Here is a 24,555-nt window from a genome sequence, read left to right as displayed (position 1 = left end):
CGGCGGCGCCGAAGCACCGCCGCGCGGTCGTGTCACGACCCTGAAGCACACCTCACGAGGCCCCTCCCCACGAAGGACCTCAGCCGAGGCTCACCCCCACAGATCCACCCCCATGCACAGTCATCCCCTACCGGTTCACCCCCTACGGACTCACCCCCACAGGGGAGTGAAGTTGACGGACGCGTTGCGGTTGCCCTGCTGGACGCCGGCCCACGCGGAGCGATTGACCTGCGCGGTATTGCTCTGGTTCGAGGCGCCGGCGCCGGCCGCGTTCTGGTTCGTGGTGGTCGAGTTCCCGCTGTTGTCGTCACCGACCCCGCTGCCGAGCACCGCCGCCACTCCGGCGTTCGAGCCGTCGTCCGCTAAGGCGCCGTCGTCCGCCGCCGCGACACCGGCGAAGAGGGCGGCCGCGAGCGGCAAGGCGGAGACGGCGGCGAGAACGCGGGCGGTGCGGATGCTTGCCATGTGTTCCTCCAGAACCGAGCACTGAGCGGCCCGAGGGCCGAAAGTGTGTGAACCGCTGCTCGTGTCGGGGCGGTTGGCCGGCCGCCTCGACGATCGTGGACGACGTCGCGCAACCAGAGTTGCCCAGCGGCTCCCCGGCGAACCACTCCGGAAGCCATGATTCGCACTCAAGCGTGATGACAAGTCGATAAACCCCTATCGGCGTCTTTAGCCGCTTCTTCTCCGAGAGGGGGCTGATACGACCTTCCACCCATCAAGCGACACAAGGGATGAATCGTTCCGGCACAGCTCCACGCCCCCCCATCACCCACCGGCGCGTAACCGATACCGACCCTTCCCTTCCTCGAACACATGTACGACCATGGAGCCATGGCCACCACCGACCGGCAGGCCACGGCACTGGCCCTCGCCCACGCCCTGTCCGCCGCCGAGCGCGGCCTGGCCGTCATCCCCCTGTCCCGGACGAAACTCCCGGCCCTGCGCTCACCCCACCGCGACGAACCGGCACCGGCCGGACGGCCCTGCCACGGCGCCTGCGGCCGTCCCGGGCACGGCGTGTACGACGCCACCACCGACCCCGGACGGGTCCGCGCCCTGTTCGCCGCCGCGCCCTGGGCCACCGGCTACGGCATCGCCTGCGGACTGCCGCCGCACCACCTGATCGGCGTCGACCTGGACACCAAGTCCGGCACGGACTCCGCCGCCGCCCTGCGCGAACTGGCCCTGCGCCACCTGTTCACGATCCCGGAGACGGTCGTCGTACTCACCCCCAGCGGGGGCCGCCACCTGTGGCTGACCGGCCCGCCGGACACCGTGGTCCCCAACTCGGCCGGCCGGCTCGCCCCCGGCATCGACATCCGGGGCGCCGGCGGCTACCTGGTGGGCCCCGGCTCCCGCACCGACCACGGCGTCTACACCGTGGCCCCCGGCACGGCCCAGCTGCCCCCGGCCCCCTGCCCACCGGCCCTGCTCCGCCTCCTGGTGCCCCCTCCCCGGCCCCGCCACCCGGCGCCGACCACCCCCGGGGACCAGGGGCACGGCCTGGTCCACTTCGTCCTCACCGCGCACGAGGGCCAGCGCAACACGCGCCTGTTCTGGGCGGCCTGCCGTGCCTACGAGAACGGGATCGGCCCCGCCCTGGCGGACGCCCTGACCGAGGCGGCCCGGACGACCGGCCTGCCGGAGCGCGAGGCCCGCGCCACGATCACGTCGGCGGCCCGGATGACCGGGCACCAAGCCCACTGAACGGATCCCCGGACCACCGACCGGACCCGAACCGAGAGCCGGGAACCGGGAACCGGGCGGCTGGGCAGGCGAGCGGGCGCAAACCCTCTTACGATCCGAACGTGACGGACATACCGGATGAACTGATCAGGCTGGAACGCACCGCCGAGGAGGAACGCGCCCGCCTGGCGGGCCTGACCGGCGAGGCGTACGACGAGCAGCGGCGCCGCTTCTGCGCGGCCTCGGACGCGGTGCACGAGGCGATCACCGCCCGGGCCGAGGCAACCGGAACCGACCCCCACGAGGTCGAACAGGCGGTACGCCGCGCGCTACGACAGGCCCAGGAGGATCCGGCGGTGGAGTAGTCCGCCCGCACCACGGCAACGACGACTTTCAAGACCGTTCCCCCGCGCCGCGCTTCTCGGCGGGTGCCCACGGCGTGTCCGCCCGGAAGCGCCTCCGGAAAACCGTACCGGGGATCCTGTTGCTCGTGGCCCGTGTGGGGATCCTCTGGTACCTGCAGGACCGCCTCTCACCTCAACTCAGAAGGGGCGCCCCTAGATCAAGGAGCGCCCCTTCCGGCTGCATAACTAGAACCTCTGCGGAGGCGGTGGGATTTGAACCCACGGTGACATCGCTGCCACGACGGTTTTCAAGACCGTTCCCTTCGGCCGCTCGGGCACGCCTCCCCGCGCCGGCGGAGGCCGACGGCGCGGGTACAGATTACCGGCCCGTCGGCCGTGGCGGGCGGCCCCGTCAGCTGTCGCCCTCGCGCGCGCCCAGGGTCAGGTCCGCCGTGTGCTCCTGGCCGCCCCGCTTGTAGGTGATCGTGACCTTGTCGCCGGGCTGGTGGGTCCAGATCTCGCCGATCAGGGTGGGCCCGCTGTCGATCACGTGGTCGCCGAGCTTGGTGATGACGTCACCGGGCTTCAGACCGGCCTTGTCCGCCGGGCCGCCGGACTCCACCGCCGCAGCGCCGCCCGTGCCCTGATCGGTGATCTTCGCGCCGTCCGAGGAGTCCTCCAGGGAGACGGACGCGCCGATCTTGGCGTACACCGGCTTGCCGGTCTTGATCAGCTGCTGGGCGACGTACTTCGCCTGGTTGATCGGGATGGCGAAGCCCAGGCCGATCGATCCGGACTGACCGGAGCCGAAGCCGCCGCTGCCCGTGGACTGGATCGCGGAGTTGATGCCGATGACCGCCCCGGAGGCGTCCAGCAGCGGGCCGCCGGAGTTGCCCGGGTTGATGGACGCGTCGGTCTGCAGGGCGCTCATGTAGGACGCCTTGCTGGTGGAGCTGCCGTCGCTGGAGGCCACCGGACGGTCCTTGGCGCTGATGATGCCCGTCGTCACCGTGTTGGACAGGCCGAAGGGCGCGCCGATGGCGATGGTCTCGTCACCGACGGCCACCTTGTCGGAGTCGCCGAGGGCGAGCGGCCGCAGATCGGAGGGGGCGTTCTTGAGCTTGATGACCGCGACGTCGTAGCCCTGGGCATGGCCGACGACCTCGGCGTCGTACTTCTTCCCGCTCGGGAAGGTGGCCGTGAGCCGGCCGCCGTCCACCGCCTCCGCGACCACGTGGTTGTTGGTGACGATGTGGCCCTGGGTGTCGAAGACGAATCCGGTGCCGGTACCGCCCTCGCCGTCGCTGCTCTCGGCCTGGATCGTCACCGTGCTGGGCAGCGCCTTGGCGGCCACGTTGGCGATCGTGCCCGGCGCGCGCTTGACCTGCGTGGCGCTGTCGGGGGCGGAGACCGTGGTGGAGCCGCGGTCGTCCCGGTCCTTGGCCAGGGTGTAGCCGAGGCCGCCGCCCAGACCGCCCGCGACCAGCGCGGCCACCAGGACCGCCGCCACCAGGCCGCCGCGTCCGCTGCGCGGCTTGGGCGCGGGCTGCTGCCAGGAAGCTCCCCAGCCCGCGCCCGGACCCCCGGCGCCCGGACCCGCGGCGTCGCCGCCGTAGGACGGACCGCCACCGCCGTAAGCGGCTCCGTCGCCATAGGAGCCGTAGGAGGGGGTGGCCTGGGGCGGGGGCGGCCAGGAGCCGTCGGATGCCGGACCGGCCGGGGCCGTGCCCTGGCCCACCGAAGCCGTGCCCTGGCCCGCCGGAGCCGCCGGGTGCTCCTGGGGCACGGGCGGGTGGGGCGCCCCCTGGGCGTTCCCCTCGGGCGCGGCGCCCTGCGGGGAAGCGTCGGGAGAGGCCACCGGCACGGGAGGTGCGGACGGCGCCGGGGGTACCGCGTTGCCCTCGTTCTCGGTGCTCACAGCTCTTCTCCTCGGTCCACGCCTGTTGTCGTCGGTCGCACTGGTCTTGCGGTCAGCTTTTCCCACGGGCCGTCAGAGCACCATAAGCCGTGGCTGTGGGTCCGGCGGTCCTCTTTATATAGGATCTGTTGGGGCATTCACCGTAAAAGTTATATAAGTGATCAGCGCAGCGCTCGTTCGCCGTCTGAACGTCTCCATCCCGCCCCGTCTGCCCGGCGACGATGGCACCATGACGCGGTGACCCACGCACCACAGCGCTCCATCCAGGTCGTCGCCCACCGGGGCGCCTCCGAAGACGCCCCCGAGCACACCCTCGCCGCCTACCGGAAGGCCATCGAGGACGGCGCCGACGCCCTGGAGTGCGACGTACGGCTGACCGCGGACGGCCATCTGGTCTGCGTCCACGACCGACGGGTGAACCGTACCTCCAACGGCCGCGGCGCGGTCTCCGCGCTGGAACTGGCCGACCTGGCCGCGCTCGACTTCGGCTCCTGGAAGACGCGCGAGGCCTGGCATGGGCGGGACGAGGAGCCCGACTGGGAGCACCGGCCGGAGGACCGCGAGGCCACCTCCGTCCTCACCCTGGAGCGGCTGCTGGAGCTGGTCGCGGACGCCGGCCGCCGGGTGGAGCTCGCCATCGAGACCAAGCACCCCACGCGCTGGGCGGGCCAGGTCGAGGAGCGGCTGCTGACCCTGCTGAACCGTTTCGGCCTCGCCGCGCCGGCCTCCGCCGCCGAGTCACCGGTCCGGATCATGAGCTTCTCGGCCCGTTCGCTGCACCGCGTGCGCGCGGCGGCGCCGACCCTGCCGACGGTCTATCTGATGCAGTTCGTCTCGCCCCGGCTGCGCGACGGCCGGCTCCCCGCGGGCGTGGGCATCGCGGGGCCCTCGATCCGCATCCTGCGCAACCACCCCGCCTACGTGGAGCGGCTGCGGCAGGCCGGCCACCAGGTCCACGTGTGGACCGTGAACGAGCCCGAGGACGTCGACCTCTGCGTCGAGCTGGGCGTCGACGCCATCATCACCAACCGCCCGCGCGCGGTGCTCCACCGGCTGGGCCGCTGAACGGCCGGCCGCACCGGCCGGCTCCGGTCACGGGGAGTGCACCGGCGCGTTCGACGCGTGTGCGACCGTGCCGAATGCGTCACCGGAAGAGGACTGGCCGGTTTCCGGTACAGGCCAAGAGGGCATCCACACCGTGGCGTGGGGCGAAGGAGGTCTCGGGGGTGGCGTTGGTGATGGCACAGGAAGTGCCCACGTCGTCGAGCATGGCCGTACCCCATGGCCCTGCGGGCGTGGGGGAGGCGCGGCACCGGATGCGGGCGCAGCTGCGCAGCGGGGGCGTGGCGGAGTCGGTCATCGACGACGCCGTACTGATCCTTTCGGAGCTGTTGAGCAATGCCTGCCGGCACGGGCGCCCCCTGGGGGACGCGCCGGCCGGGGACGGTGACGTCCGCGCCGCTTGGCGGGTCGACGCGCGCGGGCGGCTCCTCGTGGAGGTCACGGACGGCGGCGGCCCGACCCGCCCGGCCCCGGCGACACCGTCGGTGACCGCGCACGGCGGGCGCGGACTGAACATCATCACGGCCCTCGCCGACGACTGGGGCGTCCGGGACGACGTCGAGGGCGAGGTGACGGTCTGGGTGCTGGTCCACGGGGACGTCCACGATCCCGATGCGGGCCACCCCCATGACGCGTTCGCTACGCGCGTCACCCGGCCCAGGACAGGCAGCACACCGCTCCCCGACCTGGCGGCGCTACCAGGCGTGGCGGTGGCCTCCGAGGCGGCGCGGCCCGGTGCGGCGGCGGCCCCGGCAGCGGCCCTGTCGGGTGCGGCGGCCGGTGAGGTGCCGCTGCCTCACCTGCCCGCCGCGAACGGCACGTTGCCGAACGGACCCGCCCCGGACGCGCCGCGCACGGGCATATCGGAGGCGGCCCTGTCGGGGATACCGGACACGACGCTGACGGGCGTACCGGACACGAGGCTTACGGGCATGACCAACCCGGACACGCCCTTGTCCGGCCTGACCGCCCCTGGCCTGTCCCTGCCGGACCTGTCCGGCCTGGACTTCGCCGACGCGTTCGAGGACTTGGACTGACCGCGACCGACACGGCACGGGCCGCCGGTGACGCCGGCAGTCCCCGGCGAGCGAAGTCGGGCACAGGCGCACCCGGGTACGCGTCCACCGGCTGACATCGGCGGGCATCGACGGGCATCGACGGCGCGGACAGGAACCGCCGTACCTCGACCGGCTGTTCCCTGTTCCCCCCTCCCAGCGGTCGAGCGCCCGTACGTTGTCCACAGGTTCCCGTCGGTCAGGGTCCGAACGGCTAGGCTCCCGACGTACGAGAAGAGCCGTAACCGGGAGACACCCACCATGGCCAAGAAGCGCCCCCAGACGAAGGCCAAGCCGCAGCTGATCGACGGGGAGATCCCGGTTGTCGGCGCTCGCGAACCCTGCCCCTGCGGCAGCGGCCGGCGCTACAAGGCCTGCCACGGCCGGGCCGCCGCGCACGCCGCGACCGAGCTGGTGCACCGCCCGTTCGAGGGACTGCCCGGCGAGTGCGACTGGGTCGCGCTGCGCGAGCTGGTCCCGGCCGCGACGGCCGAACTGACCCTGCGGGACGGCCTGCCCGAGGGCGTCCCGTCGGTCACGCTCGCCACGGTGCTGCCGATGGCCTGGCCCGCGCTGCGCCGGGACGACGGCTCGGTCCTGCTCGGCCTGCAGAACGACACGGCGTCCGGCGACATCAGCCGCGACCTCGCCGACACCCTGCTGCGCGCCCTGGAGGCCGAGCCGGGCACCCCGGTGCAGGGCCGCCGCGCCCCCGCCGAAGGCCCGCGGCTGCAGGACCTGCTGGACCCGGAGGGGGCTTTCCGGCCGGTCGTGCACAGCGGCTTCGAGTTCTGGGTGCCGGACGCGGAGAACGCCACCCCGGAGGTGGCCGCCTCCCTGGAGCGGGCCAACGCCGCAGCGATCCCGACCGTGCGGCTGTCCGGCGTGGACGCCGCCTACTGGTGCGAGACCCCGGAGAAGAACCACCTGCGCTGGGTCATGCCGCACCCGGAGGAGCAGCTTCTGGACGCTCTCGCGCGGCTGCACGCGGCAGGCCGTTCCAGCCTCGGCGAGGGCACCCGGCTCGTGGGCTCCTTCCGTGCTCACGGCCTCACCGTGCCGGTCTGGGACCTGCCGAGCGGAATCTCGGCCAAGGACGTGGAGCAGCCGGCCGCCGAGTTCGCCGAGCGTCTCGCCGCCGCCCTCGCCGTGGCGGAACCGCTCACTCCGGAGGAGCGCCGGGCCCGGGGCGGACTGACCAACCGGCAGGTCACGCTCAGCTGACGCGCCGTACGCGGGGAGGCACGGCCGGCCGGCCGGCGGGCCGTGCCACCGGACCGCGCGGAGGGTGACTCGTGTCACAACTCGGCGCTTCTTCCGGAAAATCGGTGTCCGAATCGGCAAGACCGAATTTGCGAACCGCCGATCTCTTGTTACCGTTCCTGTAGCCCGGTTGCTGGTGCATCCCCCGTCGCCAGCAACCGGGCCTTTCCATGCCCGCGGCCACGCCCCCCGGACGTACCCGCACCGGTGTACGGAGCCGGGCGGAGCGTCAATTGCCCGGGAAGCCTCAGGTGTTGCTGCCGGAGCGGAGCAGCAGCGCGCCGTTCCCGCCCCGCTCGGCGAACTCGGTGACGGCCGTGTAGGCGTCCGGCCGGCCCCGAAGGTGTTCGCGCGGTGTCTCACAGGTCGCGGGCTCGTCGCCGGTCCCGGTGGCGCAGCGGGTCTGGACGGCCCGGCCGCCCGGTCCCATCAGGCTCAGCAGCGAATCCAGCGCTCTGCCGGTGGCGTTGCGGTAGTAGGTGCGCGCCCAGGTGTCCTCGCCCTGCGTCAGCACACAGGTCTGGGCCTCGATGCCGTCCGGCGAGGTGAGCGCCGGGCCGCAGCGGGCGGCGGTGGCGAGCCCGATGCCGAGCAGGAAGGGGGAGCGGCGGGCGCCGTGCGCGCCGGTCTTGGCGTCGGCCCGGACAGCGGTCGGTGCGGCGGTCCGGCCGGCCTCGCCCACCTGTCCCGCGGATGCCACGGTCAGCGGCAGCGCGGCCGCGGCCGCCACGACGGCCCCGAGGGCGAGCAGCAGCCGCGGCCGGCGCGGGCGCTGCCCGCGGTGGCGGGGCTGTGGGGCGCGGTGGCCACCGGAATGACGCAGCATGTCCGGAAGATAACGAGCGGGCGGGCCCCGCCCGCCCCGGCAGCGCCCGACACCCCTACAACTCCGGCGCGCTCACACCCGTACGAGTGAGGGCGTCGACCACGGCGTCCACCACGGCCTCCACATCGGGCACCCAGGGCGCGGCCGAGCCGGGCAGCGGGGCGCGCTCCCAGCGGACGGCGCCCTGGCCGGTCTCGGACGGGGGCAGGGCGATATAGCCGCCTTCGCCGTGGAAGCGCAGGGAGCCGGGGACGAAGTCCTTGGCGTAGAGCAGTTCGCCGAGCTGTTCCATGGAGTACGGCTTCACCAGCAGCGCCCAGCGGGTGGGCGAGGCGACCACCGGGCCGAGCCGCATGCCGCGCCGGTCGAGCAGGGCGAGGGCGCGGGAGGCGGCGAGGGCCGGCAGGCTGACCGCGCAGGGCGCCCGGCCCCCGGTCGCCAGGATGACCGGAGCGCTCGGCCGGTTGGTCCACCACCAGCGCACCATGCGCGCGTCGGTGGTGGCGGCGAGCAGTCCGGGGTCGAAGGGGTGGGCGCCGGGGACCGTGCACTCCGGGTCGGGGCAGGCGCAGCGGGCCCGCCCCTGCGGGTCCGGCGCCACACCGGGGAGTACCGGCCACTGCCATTCCGTCGCGAAGGTCAGGGCCGCGCCGAGCTGCTCGGGCTTCCCGCCGTTCCGCCTGGACAGGAGCCTGCGTCGCCTTCCGAGGATCTCGCGCATGAGCGCTCGTTCCTTTCCGTTGCACCGCTGGCAACACCGTGGGCTTCATCACACCATGTGTCGATCACTTCACTGTGCGTACCTGATGGCGCATCACACCCCGCGCACGGCATGGGAACCCCGAGGGGGGTCGAGCGTGGGCCGCGTCCGCGTCCATAGTGCGTCTATCAAAAGCACGGCCGCGGCGTGGGGTGGCGAAGTCTGGCGTTTTGCGTCGCGCGTGTTTCTCTCCGCCTCCGCCACGGGAGGATGGGGCTCGGTCGTCGGTGGCTATGACGCCCGGGTCCGTCGCCAGGTTCCGGGTGGCCCCCAACCACCCCTGGCCTTCTCCGAGTACGTACCCATCACGACCGTTGTGACGCTCCGTGGAGCGGGGCCAGTCGACCGCAATGAACCGATACCTAAGGCAGTTTTCAGCCAACTTGCCGGTAAGGCAAGGGGTTCGGGCAAAACCTCTCGGGTCCCTTGGACACCAGGAATCCCCGCAGGACAATGCTGGACATCCCATCACGAGTGCGTGTACATGTGGAGACACTGCTAGCGGCGCAGAATGACATGGGGGTTTGCGATGCTTTCCAGCAATACGCGCCGGTCTGGAAGCCGGACACCATGAACGCCCCGCACCCTCCGAAAGTGGCTGGAATCGATTCAACAGTTCCCACTCCCGCCCACACTGCGACGCCCGTCCCGCCAGCCCCCGGCGCCCCTTGTGTCCCGGGCACCGCCGCCGTCCCCGCTCCCCACTCGCCCGCCCCCGGCACCCTGCTCCAGGACCGGCTGGCCGGCTGGGTCTCCGATCTGACGACCCTCCACGAACTCACCGAGCGCCTCTCGCGCACCAGCGCGCTCGATGCCGCCCTGCACGAGCTGCTGCGCGCCGGAGCCGCCCTGGTCGGCGCCCGCCGCGGCCTGGTCGCCCTGGATCCCGCCGACGGCCTCGGCCCCCGCACCAGCCTGGGCCTGGGCCTGGGCCGCGCCGACCTCGGCCACATGGAGACCGTGCCGCGCGGCTCACTGCCGTACGACACCGGCGGCACCGCCGAGCTGGTCCACCCCGACCTGCTCGCCGAGGAGGGCCTCGACCCGCGCCACCGCGAGGTGGCCGCCCGCCTCGGCTACGCCGCCAGCTACGCCCTGCCCCTCGCCACCGACTCCGCCGGCCGCCTCGGCGCCGCCGTGTGGTTCTACGACGAACCGGCCGAGCCGGACGGGCGCCGCCGCCATCTCGCCGGGCTGTACGTCCGGCACGCCACCGAGCACCTGGCCCGGCTGCTGGAAGTGGAACGCACGCGCGCGTGCGTGGCGACCCTCACCGACGGGCTGCTGCCCTCCCGGCTGCCCCGGGTGCCCGGCGTGCAGCTCGCCGCCCGGCACCGCACGGGCGCGCGCGGCGGCGGCGACTGGTACGACGCCCTGCCGCTGCCGGACGCCGCGCTCGGCCTGTCCGTCGGCTCGGTCACCGGCTCCGGGCCCGGCGCGGTGGCCGCGATGGGCCGGCTGCGCGCCTCCCTGCGCGCGTACGCCGTGATGGAGGGCGAGGACCCGGTCGCCGTCCTGTCCGACCTGGAGCTGCTGCTGCGGCTGACCGAGCCCGCCCGCTCGGCCACCGCCCTGTTCGCCTACTGCGAGCCCGCGCTGCGCCGGATCACCCTGGCCGGCGCCGGGCACAGCCCGCCGCTGCTGATCGGCGAGCGGCGCACCGAGTTCGCCGAGACCTCCGTCTCCGCGCCGCTGGGCATGCTCGCCTGCTGGGAGGCGCCCAGCGCCGAGGTGCGGACGGAGCCCGGGGAGACGGTCCTGCTCTACACCGACGGGCTGCTGCACCGTACCGGCGACCCGATGGACCGCGCCTTCGCCCGGCTGCACGCCGCCGCCGCGGGCGTCCCGCGCGCGCTGCGGCACGACCCGGGGGCCGTCGCCGACCACGTCCTGCGCACGGTCCTGCCGGACGGCCTGGACGCGGCCGACAGCGAGGAGGACGTGGTCCTGCTGGCGGCCCGCTTCGACTGACGGTCCCGGCGGCGGTCCGGGCGACGGTTCCGGCCGACCGGTATGACCGGGCATAACAGGTCATCCGCCCCCGCCCGCTCCCGGTACGACCGTACGATGATGGAGGCCCCGCTCGGCCACAAGCAGGAGCGCACGGGCCCCGGGGGAGATCACTGGCGTATCGAGGAGGATCACGTGTCCGACGAGCTCAACCCGGCTGTGCCCGACTCCGCTACCGCGGAGGGCCCGGAGACCGAGCCCGAGGAGCCGGTCAAGCAGCGGAAGAACGGCCTGTACCCGGGCGTCTCCGACGAGCTGGCCGAAAACATGAAGTCCGGCTGGGCCGACACGGAGCTGCGTGACCTGGAGCCCGTCGAGCAGGCCGCGCACACCGCGCGCCGCCGCGCCGCGCTCTCCGCCCGCTTCCCGGGCGAGCGCCTGGTCGTCCCGGCGGGCAACCTCAAGACCCGCTCGAACGACACCGAGTACCCCTTCCGCGCCTCCGTCGAGTACGCGTACCTCACCGGCAACCAGACCGAGGACGGCGTCCTGGTCCTGGAGCCCAAGGGCGACGGCCACGAGGCGACGATCTACCTCCTGCCCCGCTCGAACCGGGAGAACGGCGAGTTCTGGCTCTCCGGCCAGGGCGAGCTATGGGTCGGCCGCCGGCACTCCCTCGCCGAGTCCGAGGCGCTCTACGGCATCCCGGCCGCCGATGTGCGCGAGCTGGCCGACAAGCTCCGCGAGGCCACCGGCCCGGTCCGCGTGGTGCGCGGTTACGACGCCGGCATCGAGGCGGCCCTGACCGACAAGGTCACCGCCGAGCGCGACGAGGAGCTGCGCGTCTTCCTCTCCGAGATGCGCCTGGTCAAGGACCAGTTCGAGATCGGCGAGCTGCAGAAGGCCGTCGACTCCACCGTGCGCGGCTTCGAGGACGTCGTGAAGGTCCTCGACAAGGCCGAGGCGACCTCCGAGCGCTACATCGAGGGCACCTTCTTCCTCCGCGCGCGCGTGGAGGGCAACGACGTCGGCTACGGCTCCATCTGCGCGGCCGGCCCGCACGCCTGCACCCTGCACTGGGTCCGCAACGACGGCCCGGTCCGCTCCGGCGACCTGCTCCTGCTGGACGCCGGCGTGGAGACGCACACCCTGTACACCGCCGACGTCACGCGCACGCTGCCCGTCAACGGCACCTACAGCGAGATCCAGAAGAAGATCTACGACGCCGTGTACGACGCCCAGGAGGCCGGGATCGCGGCCGTCAAGCCGGGCGCCAAGTACCGCGACTTCCACGACGCGGCCCAGCGCGTGCTGGCCGAGCGGCTCGTCGAGTGGGGCCTGGTCGAGGGCCCGGTCGAGCGCGTCCTGGAGCTGGGCCTCCAGCGCCGCTGGACCCTGCACGGCACCGGGCACATGCTCGGCATGGACGTCCACGACTGCGCCGCCGCGCGGACCGAGACCTACGTGGACGGCACGCTCGAGCCGGGCATGGTGCTCACCGTCGAGCCGGGTCTGTACTTCCAGGCCGACGACCTGACCGTGCCCGAGGAGTACCGGGGCATCGGCGTCCGCATCGAGGACGACATCCTCGTGACCGAGGACGGCAACCGGAACCTCTCCGCGGGGCTGCCGCGCCGCTCGGACGAGGTCGAGGCGTGGATGGCCACACTGAAGGGCTGATCCGATGACGAAGGACCCCTCGCGCTCACGCGGTGAGCAGCGAGGGGTCCTTCGTCCATTTCAGGATCTTGTCGAAGCTGACCACCGTCCCGCCCAGACCGGGCTTCGCCCCGATGTGGAGGTGGTCGGTCAGCTCCTGGATCAGGCACAGGCCGCGTCCGTGCTCGGCGTCCGCCCGGGCCGGCTCGAGGTCCTGGGCGGGGGGCAGACCGGGCCCGGAATCGGCCACCTCGATACGGCACTTCTCCCCGTCGAGGTACGCCGTCACCCGGTAGGCCTGCGAGGCACCGGGCGCGGTGTCCCCACCGTGCTCGACCGCGTTCGCGCAGGCCTCGGTGAGGGCCAGCGACAGGTCGTAGGAGATGTCCGGGTCGACGCCCGCCGTCTCCATCGTGCCGATCAGCAGCCGTCGCGCGAGCGGCACGCTCGCGGCCTCGCGCCGCAGATGGAGTGACCACCAGATGCTCATGCTCCAGCCTCCTGGCCGCGGCTCGACATACCGTTACGTATTGCCGCGCGTGGGCGGCCATAAGCACTCCGTCGGCATGACCGGGCCCATATGGCCGATGCGCCGGGGCCGGAATCGGTGTATGGGCGGGTCGAACCGGTGATCGGGGGCGGCTCGGCCGACCTGCCGTAGGCAGTGGACAGGGGCAGTGGGATGATGAGCCCGCCATGACTGCCCCCCACCCGCGCACGGCGCGTCCCGGAGCCGGGCTCCGGTTCCTGCGGGCCGCGGTGTTCGCCGCGGCCTGCGTCGCGCTGGCCGCGGGCGGGCACACCCTGGCCTCCTGCGCGGGCGTGCCGCTGTGGACGCTCGGCGCGGGCTTCCTCGGCTGTCTGCTGCTCGTGGCCCCGCTCACCGGGCGGGCCCGCTCGCTGCCGGGCATCGCCGCGCTGCTCGCCCTCGGCCAGACCGTGCTGCACACGCTGTTCGGGCTGGGCCAGCACGGGGCGATGGCCGCGCCGACGGCGGCGATGACCGCCGGGTCCACCGGCTCGACGCTGAGCGACCGCGCGCTGGTGGAACAGGCCACCCGGCTCCTGTGCGGGTCGACCCCGTCGTCCCTCACCCCCGGGCACGCCTACCGGCTGCTGCTCGACGCCCGGCTGATCGACCGCTCGGGCCGGCCGACGCCGGCCCTGGGCACCCTGGAGCACGCCCACGACGCCGCGGGCGCCTCGGCCGGTCTGCTCCCCTCGCTGCCGATGCTGCTCGGCCATGTACTCGCGGCCGTGGCCGCCGGCTGGCTGCTGCGCCGCGGCGACCTGGCCGTGCTGCGGCTGATCGAACTGTCCGCGCACGGAGCGCACGGAGTCGCCGAGACCGCGCTCATACGGTCCCTGCGCGCCGCATTCACGCTGGTGCGCGCCCTGTGCGCCGGGCTGCTGCCCGACGCCTGGACCGGCCCGCGCGGCCACCGCACCGACCGGGACGACACCCCGGCCCCGCACACCGCCGTACTCCAGCACACGGTGATCCGGCGCGGCCCGCCCGCCGCCGCCTTCCTCCTCGCCGCCTGACACGACGCGACGACCACCGCGACCGGATCCGAGAGAGCCGGCCGGGAGGCGCCGCCGTCGTGCGGCACGCGCGCGTGCACACCGGTACCGGCCCCGAGTGGCAGGGCCGCGCGCACGCGTACTCCCGATCACCTACGCATCTCACCCGGAGTGGAGTACTCCCTGCCATGAAGGCTTCTCGTATCGCCGCCGCCACCGTCGCCGCCGGCTCGGCCGTCCTCGCCCTGTCCGTCCCCGCCTTCGCGCACGTCACCGTGCAGCCGGAGGGCACCGCGGCCAAGGGCGGCTACGCGGTCGTGGACGTCAAGGTCCCGAACGAGCGCGACGACGCCTCGACCACCAAGGTCGAGATCAGCCTGCCGGCCGACCAGCCGATCGCCTCGGTCATGCCGCAGCCGGTGCCCGGCTGGAAGGCCACCGTCACCAAGTCCAAGCTGGCCAAGCCGCTGACCATGCACGGCGAGAAGATCGACGAGGCCGTCAGCAAGGTCACCTGGACCGCCGACGGCAAGGGCATCGAGCCCGGCTTCTTCCAGAAGTTCCCGCTCTCCCTGGGCGCCCTGCCCGAGAACACCGACCAGCTGGTGTTCAAGGCCCTGCAGACCTACTCCGACAAGGAGGTGGTCCGCTGGATCGAGGTCCCGCAGGAGGGCCAGGACGAGCCGGAGAACCCGGCCCCGGTGCTGAAGCTGGCCGCCGCCGACGAGGACGAGCACGGCTCGGCGAGCGCCTCGAACGCCCTCACCAAGCCCGGCAAGACCGAGAACACGACCGCCGCGGACTCCGGTGACGGCACCGACACCACCGCGCGCGTGCTCGGCGTGGCCGGCATCGTCATCGGCATCGCGGGCGTGGCCTTCGGCGTCTTCGCGGGTCGCCGCCGCACCGCCGCCTGATCCTCGTTCCACAGCGCGTACCGGGCGTCGCGCGGGGCCGTCCCCGCGCGGCCTCGCGCGACCCCGGTGCGCGCCGGAGTTCACACATCTGGGACATTTTCCTATGCGCAAGAAGACGTTCGCCGCGGCGGCGCTGCTCGCCGCCGCCACCCTCACCCTCTCCGCCTGCGGCAGCGGGAACGACGACAACGCACCGATCGCCGTGGTCTCGGGGGGCACCGAATCGAACCGGCCCGCCACCGTCCTCGACCAGCCGTTCGACAAGCCGGCCCTGGTCCTCACCGACACCCACGGCAAGAAGTACGACCTCCGCGAGGAGACCAAGGGCCACCCGACCCTCGTGTACTTCGGCTACACCCACTGCCCGGACATCTGCCCGGCCACGATGAGCAACATCGCCGTCGCCAAGAAGGCGCTGCCCAAGGCCGAGCAGGACGCCCTGAAGGTCGTGTTCGTCACCACCGACCCCGACCGCGACACCCCCGCCGAGCTGGGCAAGTGGCTCAAGGGCATCGACCCCGCGTTCATCGGCCTGACCGGCGACTTCGCCAAGGTCCAGGCCGGTGCCCGGTCCCTCGGCATCGCCGTGGAGCCGACCAAGAAGGACAAGAACGGCAAGCTCGTCTCCATGCACGGAACCCAGGTCGTCGCCTTCTCCCCGAAGACCGACGCCGGTTACGTCCTCTACGGCGAGAACGCCTCGGCCGACGACTACACCAGGGACCTGCCCAAGCTCGTCAAGGGAGCCAACCCGTGAGGCGCCGGGCCGTCCTGACCGCGGGCGCGCTCGCCGCCGCGCTGGCCCTCACCGGCTGCTCGGAGTCCGCGGCGGACTCGGGCTCCAAGACGGCGGAGCTGTCCGTCAGCTCTCCCTACATGCCCCAGCCCGTCTCCGCCGACATGGCCGCCGGATTCCTGACGATCACCAACAAGGGCGGGGCCGGCGACGAGCTGACGTCGGTCAGCAGCGATGTCGCCGGGCAGGTCACCATGCACAGCACGTCCGGCGGGGCCATGGCGGAGGAGTCCTCCTTCCGCATACCGGCGCACGGCCGGCTGGTGTTCCGCAGCGGGGGCAACCACCTGATGTTCGAGCAGCTGAAGCGTGCGCCGAAGCAGGGCCAGACGGTCAGCGTGAAGCTCACCTTCGCCAAGTCCGGGCCGCTCACCGTCGAGATGCCGGTGAAGCCCGCGACGTACAACCCGTCGACCGGCCACTGAGGGAGGGACCACCGTGAACCGGACCACCGCCCCCCGCCCGCGGACCCTGCTGCTGCTCCTGCTCGCCGTCACCGGCGTGCTGCTGGCGGGCGCCTCACCCGCCTCCGCCCACGCGGCGCTGACCGGCAGCGACCCCGCGCAGGGGGTGGTGGCCGGCACGGCGCCCACCCAGGTGACGCTCACCTTCTCCGAGAAGGTGGCCATGGGCGACGACTCCGTGCGCGTCCTCGACCCCCGGGGCAAGCCGGTGCAGACGGGCAGCCCCGTGGGCGTGAGCGGGACGACGTATGCCGTGAAGCTCAAGAGCGGTCTGGCCAAGGGCACCTACACCGTCACCTACCAGGTCGTCTCCGCGGACAGCCACCCCGTCGCCGGCGCCTACACGTTTTCCGTCGGCGCGCCCTCGCAGACCGTCGTGACCGGCACCGCGCCGGCCGCGGGCGGCGGAGTCGTGGGGGGGCTCTACGCGTTCGGCCGGTACGTGTCGTACGCCGGTTTCATCGTGCTCGTCGGCGGCGCGGCCTTCGTGCTCGCGTGCTGGCAGCGCGGCGCGGGCGTACGGGCCGTGCAGCGGCTCGTCGTCGGCGGCTGGATCGCGCTGACCGCGGCCACCCTGTGGCTGCTGCTCCTGCGCGGCTCGTACACCTCCTCCGGGAGGTTCGCCGACGTCTTCGACCTCGACCTGCTCGGCCAGGTGCTCCAGACCAAGACCGGGGCCGCGCTGGTCTCCCGGCTGCTGCTGCTCGCCGCCGCCGCGCTGTTCGTCGCCGTCCTCTTCGGCACCTACACCCGGCGCGAGGACGTCACCGAGAAGCGCGATCTGACCTTCGGGCTCGCGGTCGGCGGAGTGGTCGTCGCGGCCGGGCTCGCCACCAGCTGGGCCATGGCCGAGCACGCCTCCACCGGGCTCCAGCCGGGCCTCGCCATGCCGGTGGACGTCGTCCATCTGCTGGCCGTCGCCGCCTGGCTGGGCGGGCTCACCGCCCTGCTGACCGCGCTGTACCGGGCGCCCGCCGAGCACCCGGTCGAGGCCGCCGCCGTCCGGCGCTTCTCCCGGCTGGCCTTCGGCTCGGTCCTCGCGCTCGTCGTCACCGGCGTCTACCAGTCCTGGCGGCAGCTCGGCTCCTGGTCGGCGTTCACCGACACCCGCTACGGGCAGCTGCTGCTGGCCAAGATCGCCCTGGTGGCGGTGCTGGTCGGCATCGCGGGCCTGTCCCGCCGGTGGACGGGACGGCTCACCGACCGGAGCGCGGACGCGGAGCGGGAGCGGACGGAGCTGGTCCCGGCCGACGTCGCCGGCCAGGAGCCGACGGATCCGGTCGCGGCCGCCGGCACCCGGAAGGATCCGGTCCCGGACGGTGACGCCGAGCCGGAGCGGACGGAGCTGGTCCCGGCCGCCGACGCCGGACAGCCGGCCCCGGCCCGGGAAGAGCGCGGCACGCCCGCCGGCGTCCGAGCGCAGGTCCCGGCCGCCACGACGACCGGTGGCGGCGGCGCAGGCAAGAAGGCCGACGAACCCACCGGGGGCGGCGGCGCGGACGGGAAGCCCGGCGGCTTTACCGGGGGCGGCGGCACGGACGGGAAGGCCGGAGACCCCCGTGACGCCCGGCGGGCCGCCCAGCTCGCCCGGCAGCGCGCGGCCGTCGACGCCGCTCGGCGCAAGCGGCTGCGCGACGCCGACGAGAACCGCTTCGGACTGCGCCGCTCGGTGCTCGCCGAGGCCGGTGTCGCCCTGGTGCTGCTCGCCGTCACCACCGCGCTGACCCAGACCGAGCCGGGCCGCACCGAGCAGGAGGCCAAGGCGGCCACCTCGTCCCCGGCCGGCTCCGGCACCTCGGCCGCCTCGGGCGCGCTCACCCTGGACATGCCGTTCGACACCGGCGGCACCGACGGCAAGGGCGTCGTCCGCGTCGACCTCGACCCCGCGCAGGTGGGCGGCAACACGATGCACGTCTACGTCCAGCGGCCCAACGGCCGGGCCTTCGACGTCCCGGAGGTGAAGATCTCCTTCACCCTGGAGGCGCAGAAGATCGGCCCGCTCCCGGTGAACCCGGACCACATCACCACCGGCCACTGGTCGGCGAACGGGGTGCAGCTCCCCGTGGCCGGCAACTGGAAGATCGCCGTCACGGTCCGCACCTCCGACATCGATCAGGCCACCGTCTCCAAGAACGCGCAGATCGGCTGAACCGCACCATGCCCGACCAGTCCCTCTCCCAGGTCCGTACCCCCGACACGTCGGCGGCGGAGCCGGGGGCCCGCCCGAGCGGTGTCTCCCGGCGTGCTCTGCTCGGCACCGCCGGCGCCACCGGGCTCGTGCTCGGCGCGGCCGGCGGGGCCGTGGGCTATGCCGCCGCGCCCGCCGGGGCCACCCCGCTGACCGCGCTCGGTGCCGGCCGGGCGATGTTTCACGGGAAACATCAGCCCGGCATCGCCGAGGGCCTCCAGGCACGCGGCCATCTCGTCGCGTTCGACCTGGCGCCGGGCGCGGGCCGCAAGGAGGCGGCGGCCCTGCTGCGCCGCTGGTCGGCCACGGCCGAGCGGCTGATGGCGGGCGAGCCCGCCCCGCACGACGACACCGACGTGGCCCGGGACGCGGGGCCGTCCTCGCTGACCGTCACCTTCGGCTTCGGCCACAGTTTCTTCGACCGGACCGGTCTGCGGAAGCAGCGGCCGGCCGCGCTGGACCCGCTGCCGGACTTCTCCTCCGACCGGCTCGACAAGGCCCGCAGCGACGGCGACCTGTGGGTGCAGATCGGGGCGGACGACGCCCTGGTGGCCTTCCACGCGCTGCGCGCGATCCAGAAGGACGCGGGGGCGGCCGCCCGGGTGCGCTGGCAGATGAACGGCTTCAACCGCAGCCCGGGGGCCACCGCGCACCCCATGACGGCCCGCAACCTCATGGGCCAGCTCGACGGCACCGGCAATCCGAAGCCGTCGGACGCCGACTTCGACAAGCGGATCTTCGTGCCCGCCTCCGGCGAGCCGGCGTGGATGGCGAACGGCTCCTACGCCGTCGTCCGCCGCATCCGCATGCTCCTGGACGACTGGGAGAAGCTGTCGACCACGGCCCAGGAGCAGGTCATCGGGCGGCGCAAGGCCGACGGGGCGCCGCTGTCCGGCGGTACCGAGACGACCCCGATGGACCTGGAGAAGGCCGACGCCAAGGGCGACTACCTGGTCCCGCTCAACGCGCACGCCCGGATCACCCGGCCCGACCGCAACGGCGGCGCGGCCATGCTGCGGCGGCCCTTCTCCTACCACGACGGCATCGACGCGGACGGCACCCCGGACGCCGGTCTGCTCTTCATCTGCTGGCAGGCCGATCCGCTGCGGGGCTTCGTCCCGGTGCAGCGCAAGCTCGACCGGGGCGACGCGCTGTCCCCGTTCATCCGGCACGAGGCGAGCGGACTGTTCGCGGTGCCGGGCGGGGCGGCGAGGGGCGAGTACGTGGGTCAGCGGCTGCTGGAGGGATGACCGCGGCGGTTCGGGGGACGAACCGTGGGCCGCTCGAGGGACGAGCCATAGGCCGCTCGAGGGACGAACCCGGGGCCGCTTGGTGGACGAACCGGGTTCAAACCACCCGGCCGAGTGGTATTCCCGAGACACCCGCGACGGGCCCCTCCGCGGCCATTAGGGTGAGGACCATGCCAGCGAGCTATGCCTATCTCGGCCCGGAGGGCACCTTCACGGAGGTCGCCCTGCGCACGCTTCCGGAGGCGGCCACCCGGGAGCTGATCCCGTACGTGTCGGTGCAGTCGGCGCTGGACGCGGTCCGGGCCGGCGAGGCCGAGGCCGCGTTCGTACCGATCGAGAACTCCGTCGAGGGCGGCATCACCACCACCCTGGACGAGCTGGTCGCGGGCGAACCGCTGATGATCTACCGCGAGGTGCTGCTGTCGATCACCTTCGCGCTGCTGGTCCGGCCCGGCACGAAGCTCGCGGACATCAAGACGGTCTCCGCCCATCCGGCGGCCCAGCCGCAGGTGCGCAACTGGATGCGCGCCCACCTCCCGGACGCGGTCTGGGAGTCGGCCGCCTCGAACGCGGACGCCGCCCGCCTGGTCCAGGAGGGCCGCTACGACGCGGCTTTCGCGGGCGAGTTCGCCGCCGCCCGGTACGGCCTGGAGGCGCTGGAGACCGGCATTCACGACGCGGAGAACGCGCAGACCCGGTTCGTGCTGGTCGGCCGCCCGGCCCGGCCCGCCGCGCCCACCGGCGCCGACAAGACCTCGGTGGTGCTGTGGCAGCGGGACGACCATCCCGGCGCGCTGCGCGACCTGCTCGGCGAGTTCGCCTCGCGCGGCATCAACCTGATGCTGCTCCAGTCCCGGCCGACCGGCGCGGGCATCGGCAACTACTGCTTCTGCATCGACGCCGAGGGTCACATCGCCGACCGGCGGGTGGCGGAGGCGCTGATGGGACTGCGGCGGATCTGCCTCCAGGTGCGTTTCCTCGGTTCCTATCCGCAGGCGAACAGGACACCGGACGAGGCCCGGCCGACCCTGCCGGGGACGTCGGACGAGGAGTTCATGGCGGCGGCGGACTGGGTGGCGCGCTGCCAGGACGGCCGCTTCTGACCGGTCATACGGCCTGACGAACGTTATCCACAGAAGTTATCCACAGGTGCCCTTCTCGACCTGGGGACAAGTCGACAGGGGACGGGTACAGGGTCGACAAATCGCCCTACGGGAGCCGACCCATGCCACCGCTCCCCGACCCACCCTTCGTCCACCTGTTTCCGTTGGTTCATCTTTCAGGGCGACCGTTTTCCACCCGAAAGTGGGCGTCGACGACGTTTGGGCCGGGAATTCTTCGGCCTGGCGAGACTTTCCGCAGTGATCAATTCCTGAGTCCACAGATCTTCCACACAGCCTGTGGATAACTTTCGAGAGGGTGTGGATCTCTGTGGACAACCAGCTCGCCAAATCCCGTTCTCCACAAGGGAATCGGGTCAACCGGACACCCGCGGCCTGCCCCGTCCCAGGGAGTGAGACACTTTCGCCTTGACCCGAGGCACCCCGGAGGGAACACCTCCGGCAATTACCGCATAACGGAACGTAAGCCGTGAATGCGAACTCACCGTAATAGTGATTCGTGAGCCGAGACCCGGCACCGGTAGCCTTGGCCTCGTGATTGACCTTCGCCTGCTTCGTGAGGACCCCGACCGTGTGCGCGCGTCCCAGCGCGCCCGTGGAGAGGACGTCGCGCTCGTCGACTCCCTCCTGTCTGCCGACGAGCGGCGCAGGTCCTCCGGCGTCCGCTTCGACGAGCTGCGCGCCGAGCAGAAGCAGCTCGGCAAGCTGATCCCCAAGGCCGCCGGCGAGGAGAAGGCCGAACTCCTCAAGCGCGCCGAGCAGCTGAAGGCCGACGTCAAGGCCGCCGACGCCGAGCGCGACGCGGCCGACGCCGAGACCCAGGAACTGCTGCTCCGGCTCGGCAACCTCGTCCACCCCGACGTGCCCGTCGGCGGCGAGGAGGACTTCGTCACGCTGGAGACGCACGGCACGATCCGCGACTTCGCCGCCGAGGGCTTCGAGCCCAAGGACCACCTGGAGCTGGGCCAGCTGCTCGGCGCGATCGACGTCGAGCGCGGCGCCAAGGTCTCCGGCTCCCGCTTCTACTTCCTCACCGGCGTCGGCGCCCTGCTGGAGCTGGCCCTGGTGAACGCGGCGATCGCGCAGGCGACCGCGGCCGGCTTCACCCCGATGCTGACCCCGGCGCTGGTGCGCCCGCAGTCCATGGCCGGCACCGGCTTCCTCGGCCAGGCCGCCCAGGACGTCTACCACCTCGACAAGGACGACCTGTACCTGGTCGGCACCTCCGAGGTCCCGCTGGCGGCCTACCACATGGACGAGATCATCGACGCCGACCGGCTGCCGCTGCGCTACGCGGGCTTCTCCCCGTGCTTCCGCCGCGAGGCCGGCTCGCACGGCAAGGACACCCGGGGCATCTTCCGCGTGCACCAGTTCGACAAGGTCGAGATGTTCTCGTACGTCGCTCCCGAGGACTCCCAGGCCGAGCACCAGCGCCTGCTGGAGTGGGAGAAGCAGTGGCTGACCTCGCTGGAGCTGCCGTTCCGCGTCATCGACGTCGCCTCCGCCGACCTCGGCTCCTCGGCCGCCCGCAAGTTCGACTGTGAGGCGTGGATCCCGACCCAGGGCAAGTACCGCGAGCTGACCTCGACCTCGGACTGCACCGAGTTCCAGTCCCGCCGGCTGTCCATCCGGGTCCGCGACGGCAAGCAGGTCAAGCCGCTGGCCACGCTCAACGGCACGCTGTGCGCCGTTCCGCGCACCATCGTGGCGATCCTGGAGAACCACCAGCAGGCCGACGGCTCCGTCCGGGTCCCCGAGGTGCTGCGCCCGTACCTGGGCGGCCGCGAGGTCCTGGAGCCGGTGTCCCGGTGAGCTTCCCGTACGGGCTCATCGCCACCGACCTCGACGGAACGCTGCTGCGCTCCGACGAGTCGATCTCGCAGCGCACCCGTGACGCGCTCGCCGCGGCCACCGCGGCGGGCGCGGCCCACATCGTCGTCACCGGCCGCGCGGTCCCCTGGACCCGGCACGTCCTGGACGACCTCGGCTACGACGGTCTCGCCGTCTGCGGCCAGGGCGCCCAGGTGTACGACGCCGGCGCGCACCGCCTGCTGACCTCGGTCACCCTGGACCGGCAGCTGGCGGGCGTGGCCCTGGCCAAGATCGAGGCCGAGGTCGGGCCGCTGTATCTGGCGGCCAGCCGGGACGGCCTGGACGGCGAGGTCCTGGTCGGCGAGGGCTACACGGTCACGGGCCGGCTGCCCGGCACCCCGTTCACGGACGTCTCCGACCTGTGGGCGGCGCCGCTGAACAAGATCTACATACAGCACCCGACACTGGGTGACGACGAGCTGGCGGCGGCGGCCCGGCAGGCGGCCGGCGGCTTCGTCACGGTGGCCATGGCGGGCGCGGGCATCGTGGAGCTGCTCCCGCTCGGCCTGTCCAAGGCCACGGGACTGTCGCTGGCGGCCCGCCGCCTGGGCCTGAAGGCGGCCGACACGATCGCCTTCGGCGACATGCCCAACGACATCCCGATGTTCGCCTGGGCGTCCCGGGGCGTGGCCATGGCCAACGCCCACGCGGAGCTGAAGGCGGTGGCCGACGAGATCACGGCCTCCCACGAGGAGGACGGCATCGCGGTGGTCCTGGAACGCCTGCTGGCGTAGCCCGCCGAGCAGCGACGCGAAGAGGCAGCGCTGTCGCGGCAGAGCCCCAGTGGCAATGTCTCGCGGAGGATGCACGGATCGAACGTGCGCGGGCTTTCCAGCCCGACCACGGCTTAGCAAGCCGGTGCCTTGCCACTCGGCCAATCCTCCGGGTGGGCGGCCTCACGCGAGCATGGCGCTCGCGTGCTCGAAGCGGCCGCCCCGGGCGGTTCCCTGGCTCTACGGAGAGATGGTGGACTACTCCGGAGCCGGCCTCGGGCCGCCCTGACGGGAGCCGGGCGTACTGCCGTGCATGGACATCGCCCACCTCCACTCCCGGTTCATGTCGCCGGGACGATCCCGGCGGACGGTGCACGACCACTGTGCCCCGCCGCCGAATCGGACGCCACCGAATAAAAGGCGCGTGGAGAAGGGGCGCCCAGGAGGCGGCCCCGGCTTCCTCACTCCTCGCCGGCGAGCGTCAGCGACCGCAGCTTCTGACCGGCGTACCAGGTGGCCAGGACGGTGACCGCCACCAGCAGCACGGTGGCCGTCGGCAGGCCCACGTCGGAGGTCACCAGCGGTCCGTCGGCGATCTTGTGGGCGACGGCCAGCGACCACTGCTGGACGCTCAGGGTGCGCGCGCCCGGCACCAGGGTGCCGAACAGCGCCTCCCAGACCAGGGCGTAGACGAGCCCGAACACCACCGCGTGCCGGGAGACCGTGCCCAGCAGCAGGAACAGCGCCGAGTAGGCGATGGAGGAGACCAGCGCGGCGACCGTGTAGGCGACGGCGACCTGCTGGCCGTTGCCGTTCAGGATCAGGCCCGCGATCAGCGTCGGCACGGCCGAGAAGACCATGGTCACGGCGATGGCGACGATGAGCTTGGTGACGATGATCGTGGGCCGTTTCAGCGGCTTGGACAGCAGATAGACCACGGAGCCGTCGTCGATCTCCGGGCCGATCGCGCCCGTGCCCGCGATCACGCCGATGATCGGGACCATGGTGGCGAGCGCGAAGCCGCCGAGGACGTCGGAGGCGGTCTGGTCGTCGGCCCCGGTCAGGGCGCGCACGGCCACGGAGATCACGATCAGCAGCAGCGGCAGCGCGCCGAGGATGAGGGCCCGGCGACGGCCGAGCAGCGCCCGGTAGGTGAGCCGGGCGACGGTGGGGTCGTACATCTT

Annotated in this window: 21 protein-coding genes, 2 tRNA genes and 1 pseudogene; 16 read left to right on the top strand and 8 right to left on the bottom strand. The window is 72.8% G+C overall.

The annotated features are described in order from the left end of the window. Positions 1-150: 150 nt before the first annotated feature. Positions 151-465, bottom strand: a complete 315-nt coding sequence (locus IE251_RS11760; protein ID WP_189752822.1) for a hypothetical protein — start codon at positions 463-465, stop codon at positions 151-153. Positions 466-834: 369 nt separating this feature from the next. Here IE251_RS11760 and IE251_RS11755 point away from each other — a divergent pair, with 369 nt between their 5' ends. Together IE251_RS11755 and IE251_RS11750 are read left to right on the top strand one after the other, a co-directional pair. Then, positions 835-1,710, top strand: a complete 876-nt coding sequence (locus tag IE251_RS11755) for a bifunctional DNA primase/polymerase (protein ID WP_189752821.1) — start codon at positions 835-837, stop codon at positions 1,708-1,710. Positions 1,711-1,811: 101 nt separating this feature from the next. Further along, on the top strand, positions 1,812-2,054 hold the full coding sequence (locus IE251_RS11750) for a hypothetical protein (protein WP_189752820.1): 243 nt from the start codon (positions 1,812-1,814) through the stop codon (positions 2,052-2,054). 237 nt (positions 2,055-2,291) lie between these two features. On the opposite strand, the gene IE251_RS11745 is transcribed toward IE251_RS11750, so the two are convergent. Both IE251_RS11745 and IE251_RS11740 read right to left on the bottom strand, forming a co-directional pair. Further along, positions 2,292-2,378: transfer RNA gene (locus IE251_RS11745), tRNA-Ser, on the bottom strand. A gap of 67 nt (positions 2,379-2,445) precedes the next feature. Next, entirely contained in the window at positions 2,446-3,951 is a 1,506-nt protein-coding gene (locus IE251_RS11740; RefSeq protein ID WP_189752819.1) for a S1C family serine protease, read from the bottom strand. Positions 3,952-4,188: 237 nt separating this feature from the next. Between IE251_RS11740 and IE251_RS11735 the strand changes: the two genes are divergently transcribed. The 3 genes and pseudogenes from IE251_RS11735 to IE251_RS11725 all read left to right on the top strand — a co-directional run bounded on the left by IE251_RS11735 (position 4,189) and on the right by IE251_RS11725 (position 7,292). Continuing rightward, the gene (locus tag IE251_RS11735; protein ID WP_189752818.1) at positions 4,189-5,016 is read left to right on the top strand and encodes a glycerophosphodiester phosphodiesterase; all 828 of its coding nucleotides are present in this window, start codon (positions 4,189-4,191) and stop codon (positions 5,014-5,016) included. A gap of 74 nt (positions 5,017-5,090) precedes the next feature. Next, positions 5,091-5,705, top strand: a pseudogene (locus IE251_RS11730) (ATP-binding protein); the annotation flags it as partial. 624 nt (positions 5,706-6,329) lie between these two features. Beyond that, the gene (locus tag IE251_RS11725; RefSeq protein WP_189752817.1) at positions 6,330-7,292 is read left to right on the top strand and encodes a DUF5926 family protein; all 963 of its coding nucleotides are present in this window, start codon (positions 6,330-6,332) and stop codon (positions 7,290-7,292) included. A 286-nt stretch (positions 7,293-7,578) separates the two neighbouring features. Here IE251_RS11725 and IE251_RS11720 read toward each other — a convergent pair whose 3' ends face one another. Together IE251_RS11720 and IE251_RS11715 are read right to left on the bottom strand one after the other, a co-directional pair. Further along, a complete protein-coding gene (locus tag IE251_RS11720; protein WP_229896703.1) occupies positions 7,579-8,157 on the bottom strand; it encodes a hypothetical protein in 579 nt (192 codons plus the stop codon). Positions 8,158-8,212: 55 nt separating this feature from the next. After that, positions 8,213-8,878, bottom strand: a complete 666-nt coding sequence (locus IE251_RS11715) for a bifunctional DNA primase/polymerase (protein ID WP_189752816.1) — start codon at positions 8,876-8,878, stop codon at positions 8,213-8,215. A 492-nt stretch (positions 8,879-9,370) separates the two neighbouring features. Between IE251_RS11715 and IE251_RS11710 the strand changes: the two genes are divergently transcribed. Both IE251_RS11710 and IE251_RS11705 read left to right on the top strand, forming a co-directional pair. Further along, entirely contained in the window at positions 9,371-10,888 is a 1,518-nt protein-coding gene (locus IE251_RS11710; protein ID WP_189752815.1) for a PP2C family protein-serine/threonine phosphatase, read from the top strand. 174 nt (positions 10,889-11,062) lie between these two features. Beyond that, a complete protein-coding gene (locus tag IE251_RS11705) occupies positions 11,063-12,547 on the top strand; it encodes an aminopeptidase P family protein (RefSeq protein WP_189752814.1) in 1,485 nt (494 codons plus the stop codon). A gap of 25 nt (positions 12,548-12,572) precedes the next feature. Here the strand turns inward: IE251_RS11705 and IE251_RS11700 are convergent, their stop codons facing one another. Beyond that, complete coding sequence (locus IE251_RS11700) at positions 12,573-13,016, bottom strand: ATP-binding protein (RefSeq protein ID WP_189752813.1); 444 nt, start codon at positions 13,014-13,016, stop codon at positions 12,573-12,575. A 206-nt stretch (positions 13,017-13,222) separates the two neighbouring features. Here IE251_RS11700 and IE251_RS11695 point away from each other — a divergent pair, with 206 nt between their 5' ends. The 9 genes from IE251_RS11695 to IE251_RS11655 all read left to right on the top strand — a co-directional run bounded on the left by IE251_RS11695 (position 13,223) and on the right by IE251_RS11655 (position 23,392). Beyond that, positions 13,223-14,071: a hypothetical protein gene (locus tag IE251_RS11695; RefSeq protein WP_189752812.1), complete on the top strand. Its 849-nt coding sequence runs from the start codon at positions 13,223-13,225 to the stop codon at positions 14,069-14,071. A gap of 167 nt (positions 14,072-14,238) precedes the next feature. After that, on the top strand, positions 14,239-14,967 hold the full coding sequence (locus IE251_RS11690) for a YcnI family copper-binding membrane protein (protein WP_189752811.1): 729 nt from the start codon (positions 14,239-14,241) through the stop codon (positions 14,965-14,967). 103 nt (positions 14,968-15,070) lie between these two features. Next, positions 15,071-15,724, top strand: coding sequence for an SCO family protein (locus IE251_RS11685; protein WP_189752810.1), 654 nt, complete (start codon positions 15,071-15,073; stop codon positions 15,722-15,724). Continuing rightward, a complete protein-coding gene (locus IE251_RS11680; RefSeq protein ID WP_189752809.1) occupies positions 15,721-16,188 on the top strand; it encodes a copper chaperone PCu(A)C in 468 nt (155 codons plus the stop codon). Before IE251_RS11685 ends, IE251_RS11680 begins: the two co-directional genes overlap by 4 nt. Before the next feature lie 13 nt (positions 16,189-16,201). Further along, positions 16,202-18,376, top strand: a complete 2,175-nt coding sequence (locus IE251_RS11675) for a copper resistance CopC/CopD family protein (RefSeq protein WP_189752808.1) — start codon at positions 16,202-16,204, stop codon at positions 18,374-18,376. Positions 18,377-18,384: 8 nt separating this feature from the next. Then, positions 18,385-19,665, top strand: a complete 1,281-nt coding sequence (efeB, locus tag IE251_RS11670) for an iron uptake transporter deferrochelatase/peroxidase subunit (protein WP_189752807.1) — start codon at positions 18,385-18,387, stop codon at positions 19,663-19,665. Positions 19,666-19,835: 170 nt separating this feature from the next. Further along, on the top strand, positions 19,836-20,768 hold the full coding sequence (pheA, locus tag IE251_RS11665) for a prephenate dehydratase (RefSeq protein WP_189752806.1): 933 nt from the start codon (positions 19,836-19,838) through the stop codon (positions 20,766-20,768). 552 nt (positions 20,769-21,320) lie between these two features. Beyond that, positions 21,321-22,598, top strand: a complete 1,278-nt coding sequence (serS, locus tag IE251_RS11660) for a serine--tRNA ligase (RefSeq protein ID WP_037702252.1) — start codon at positions 21,321-21,323, stop codon at positions 22,596-22,598. Further along, positions 22,595-23,392, top strand: coding sequence for an HAD family hydrolase (locus IE251_RS11655; protein WP_189752805.1), 798 nt, complete (start codon positions 22,595-22,597; stop codon positions 23,390-23,392). The genes serS and IE251_RS11655 overlap by 4 nt, the downstream gene beginning before the upstream one ends. Positions 23,393-23,455: 63 nt before the next feature. Here IE251_RS11655 and IE251_RS11650 read toward each other — a convergent pair. Continuing rightward, positions 23,456-23,542: transfer RNA gene (locus IE251_RS11650), tRNA-Ser, on the bottom strand. A 290-nt stretch (positions 23,543-23,832) separates the two neighbouring features. Next, on the bottom strand, positions 23,833-24,552 hold the full coding sequence (locus tag IE251_RS11645) for an ABC transporter permease subunit (RefSeq protein ID WP_030786209.1): 720 nt from the start codon (positions 24,550-24,552) through the stop codon (positions 23,833-23,835). Between the last annotated feature and the right edge of the window lie 3 nt (positions 24,553-24,555).

It is taken from the genome of Streptomyces eurythermus (assembly GCF_014649115.1).
Taxonomy (GTDB): Bacteria; Actinomycetota; Actinomycetes; order Streptomycetales; family Streptomycetaceae; genus Streptomyces; species Streptomyces eurythermus.
Note: the sequence above shows the minus strand (reverse complement) of the source record. Positions and strands in the feature narration are given on the sequence as shown.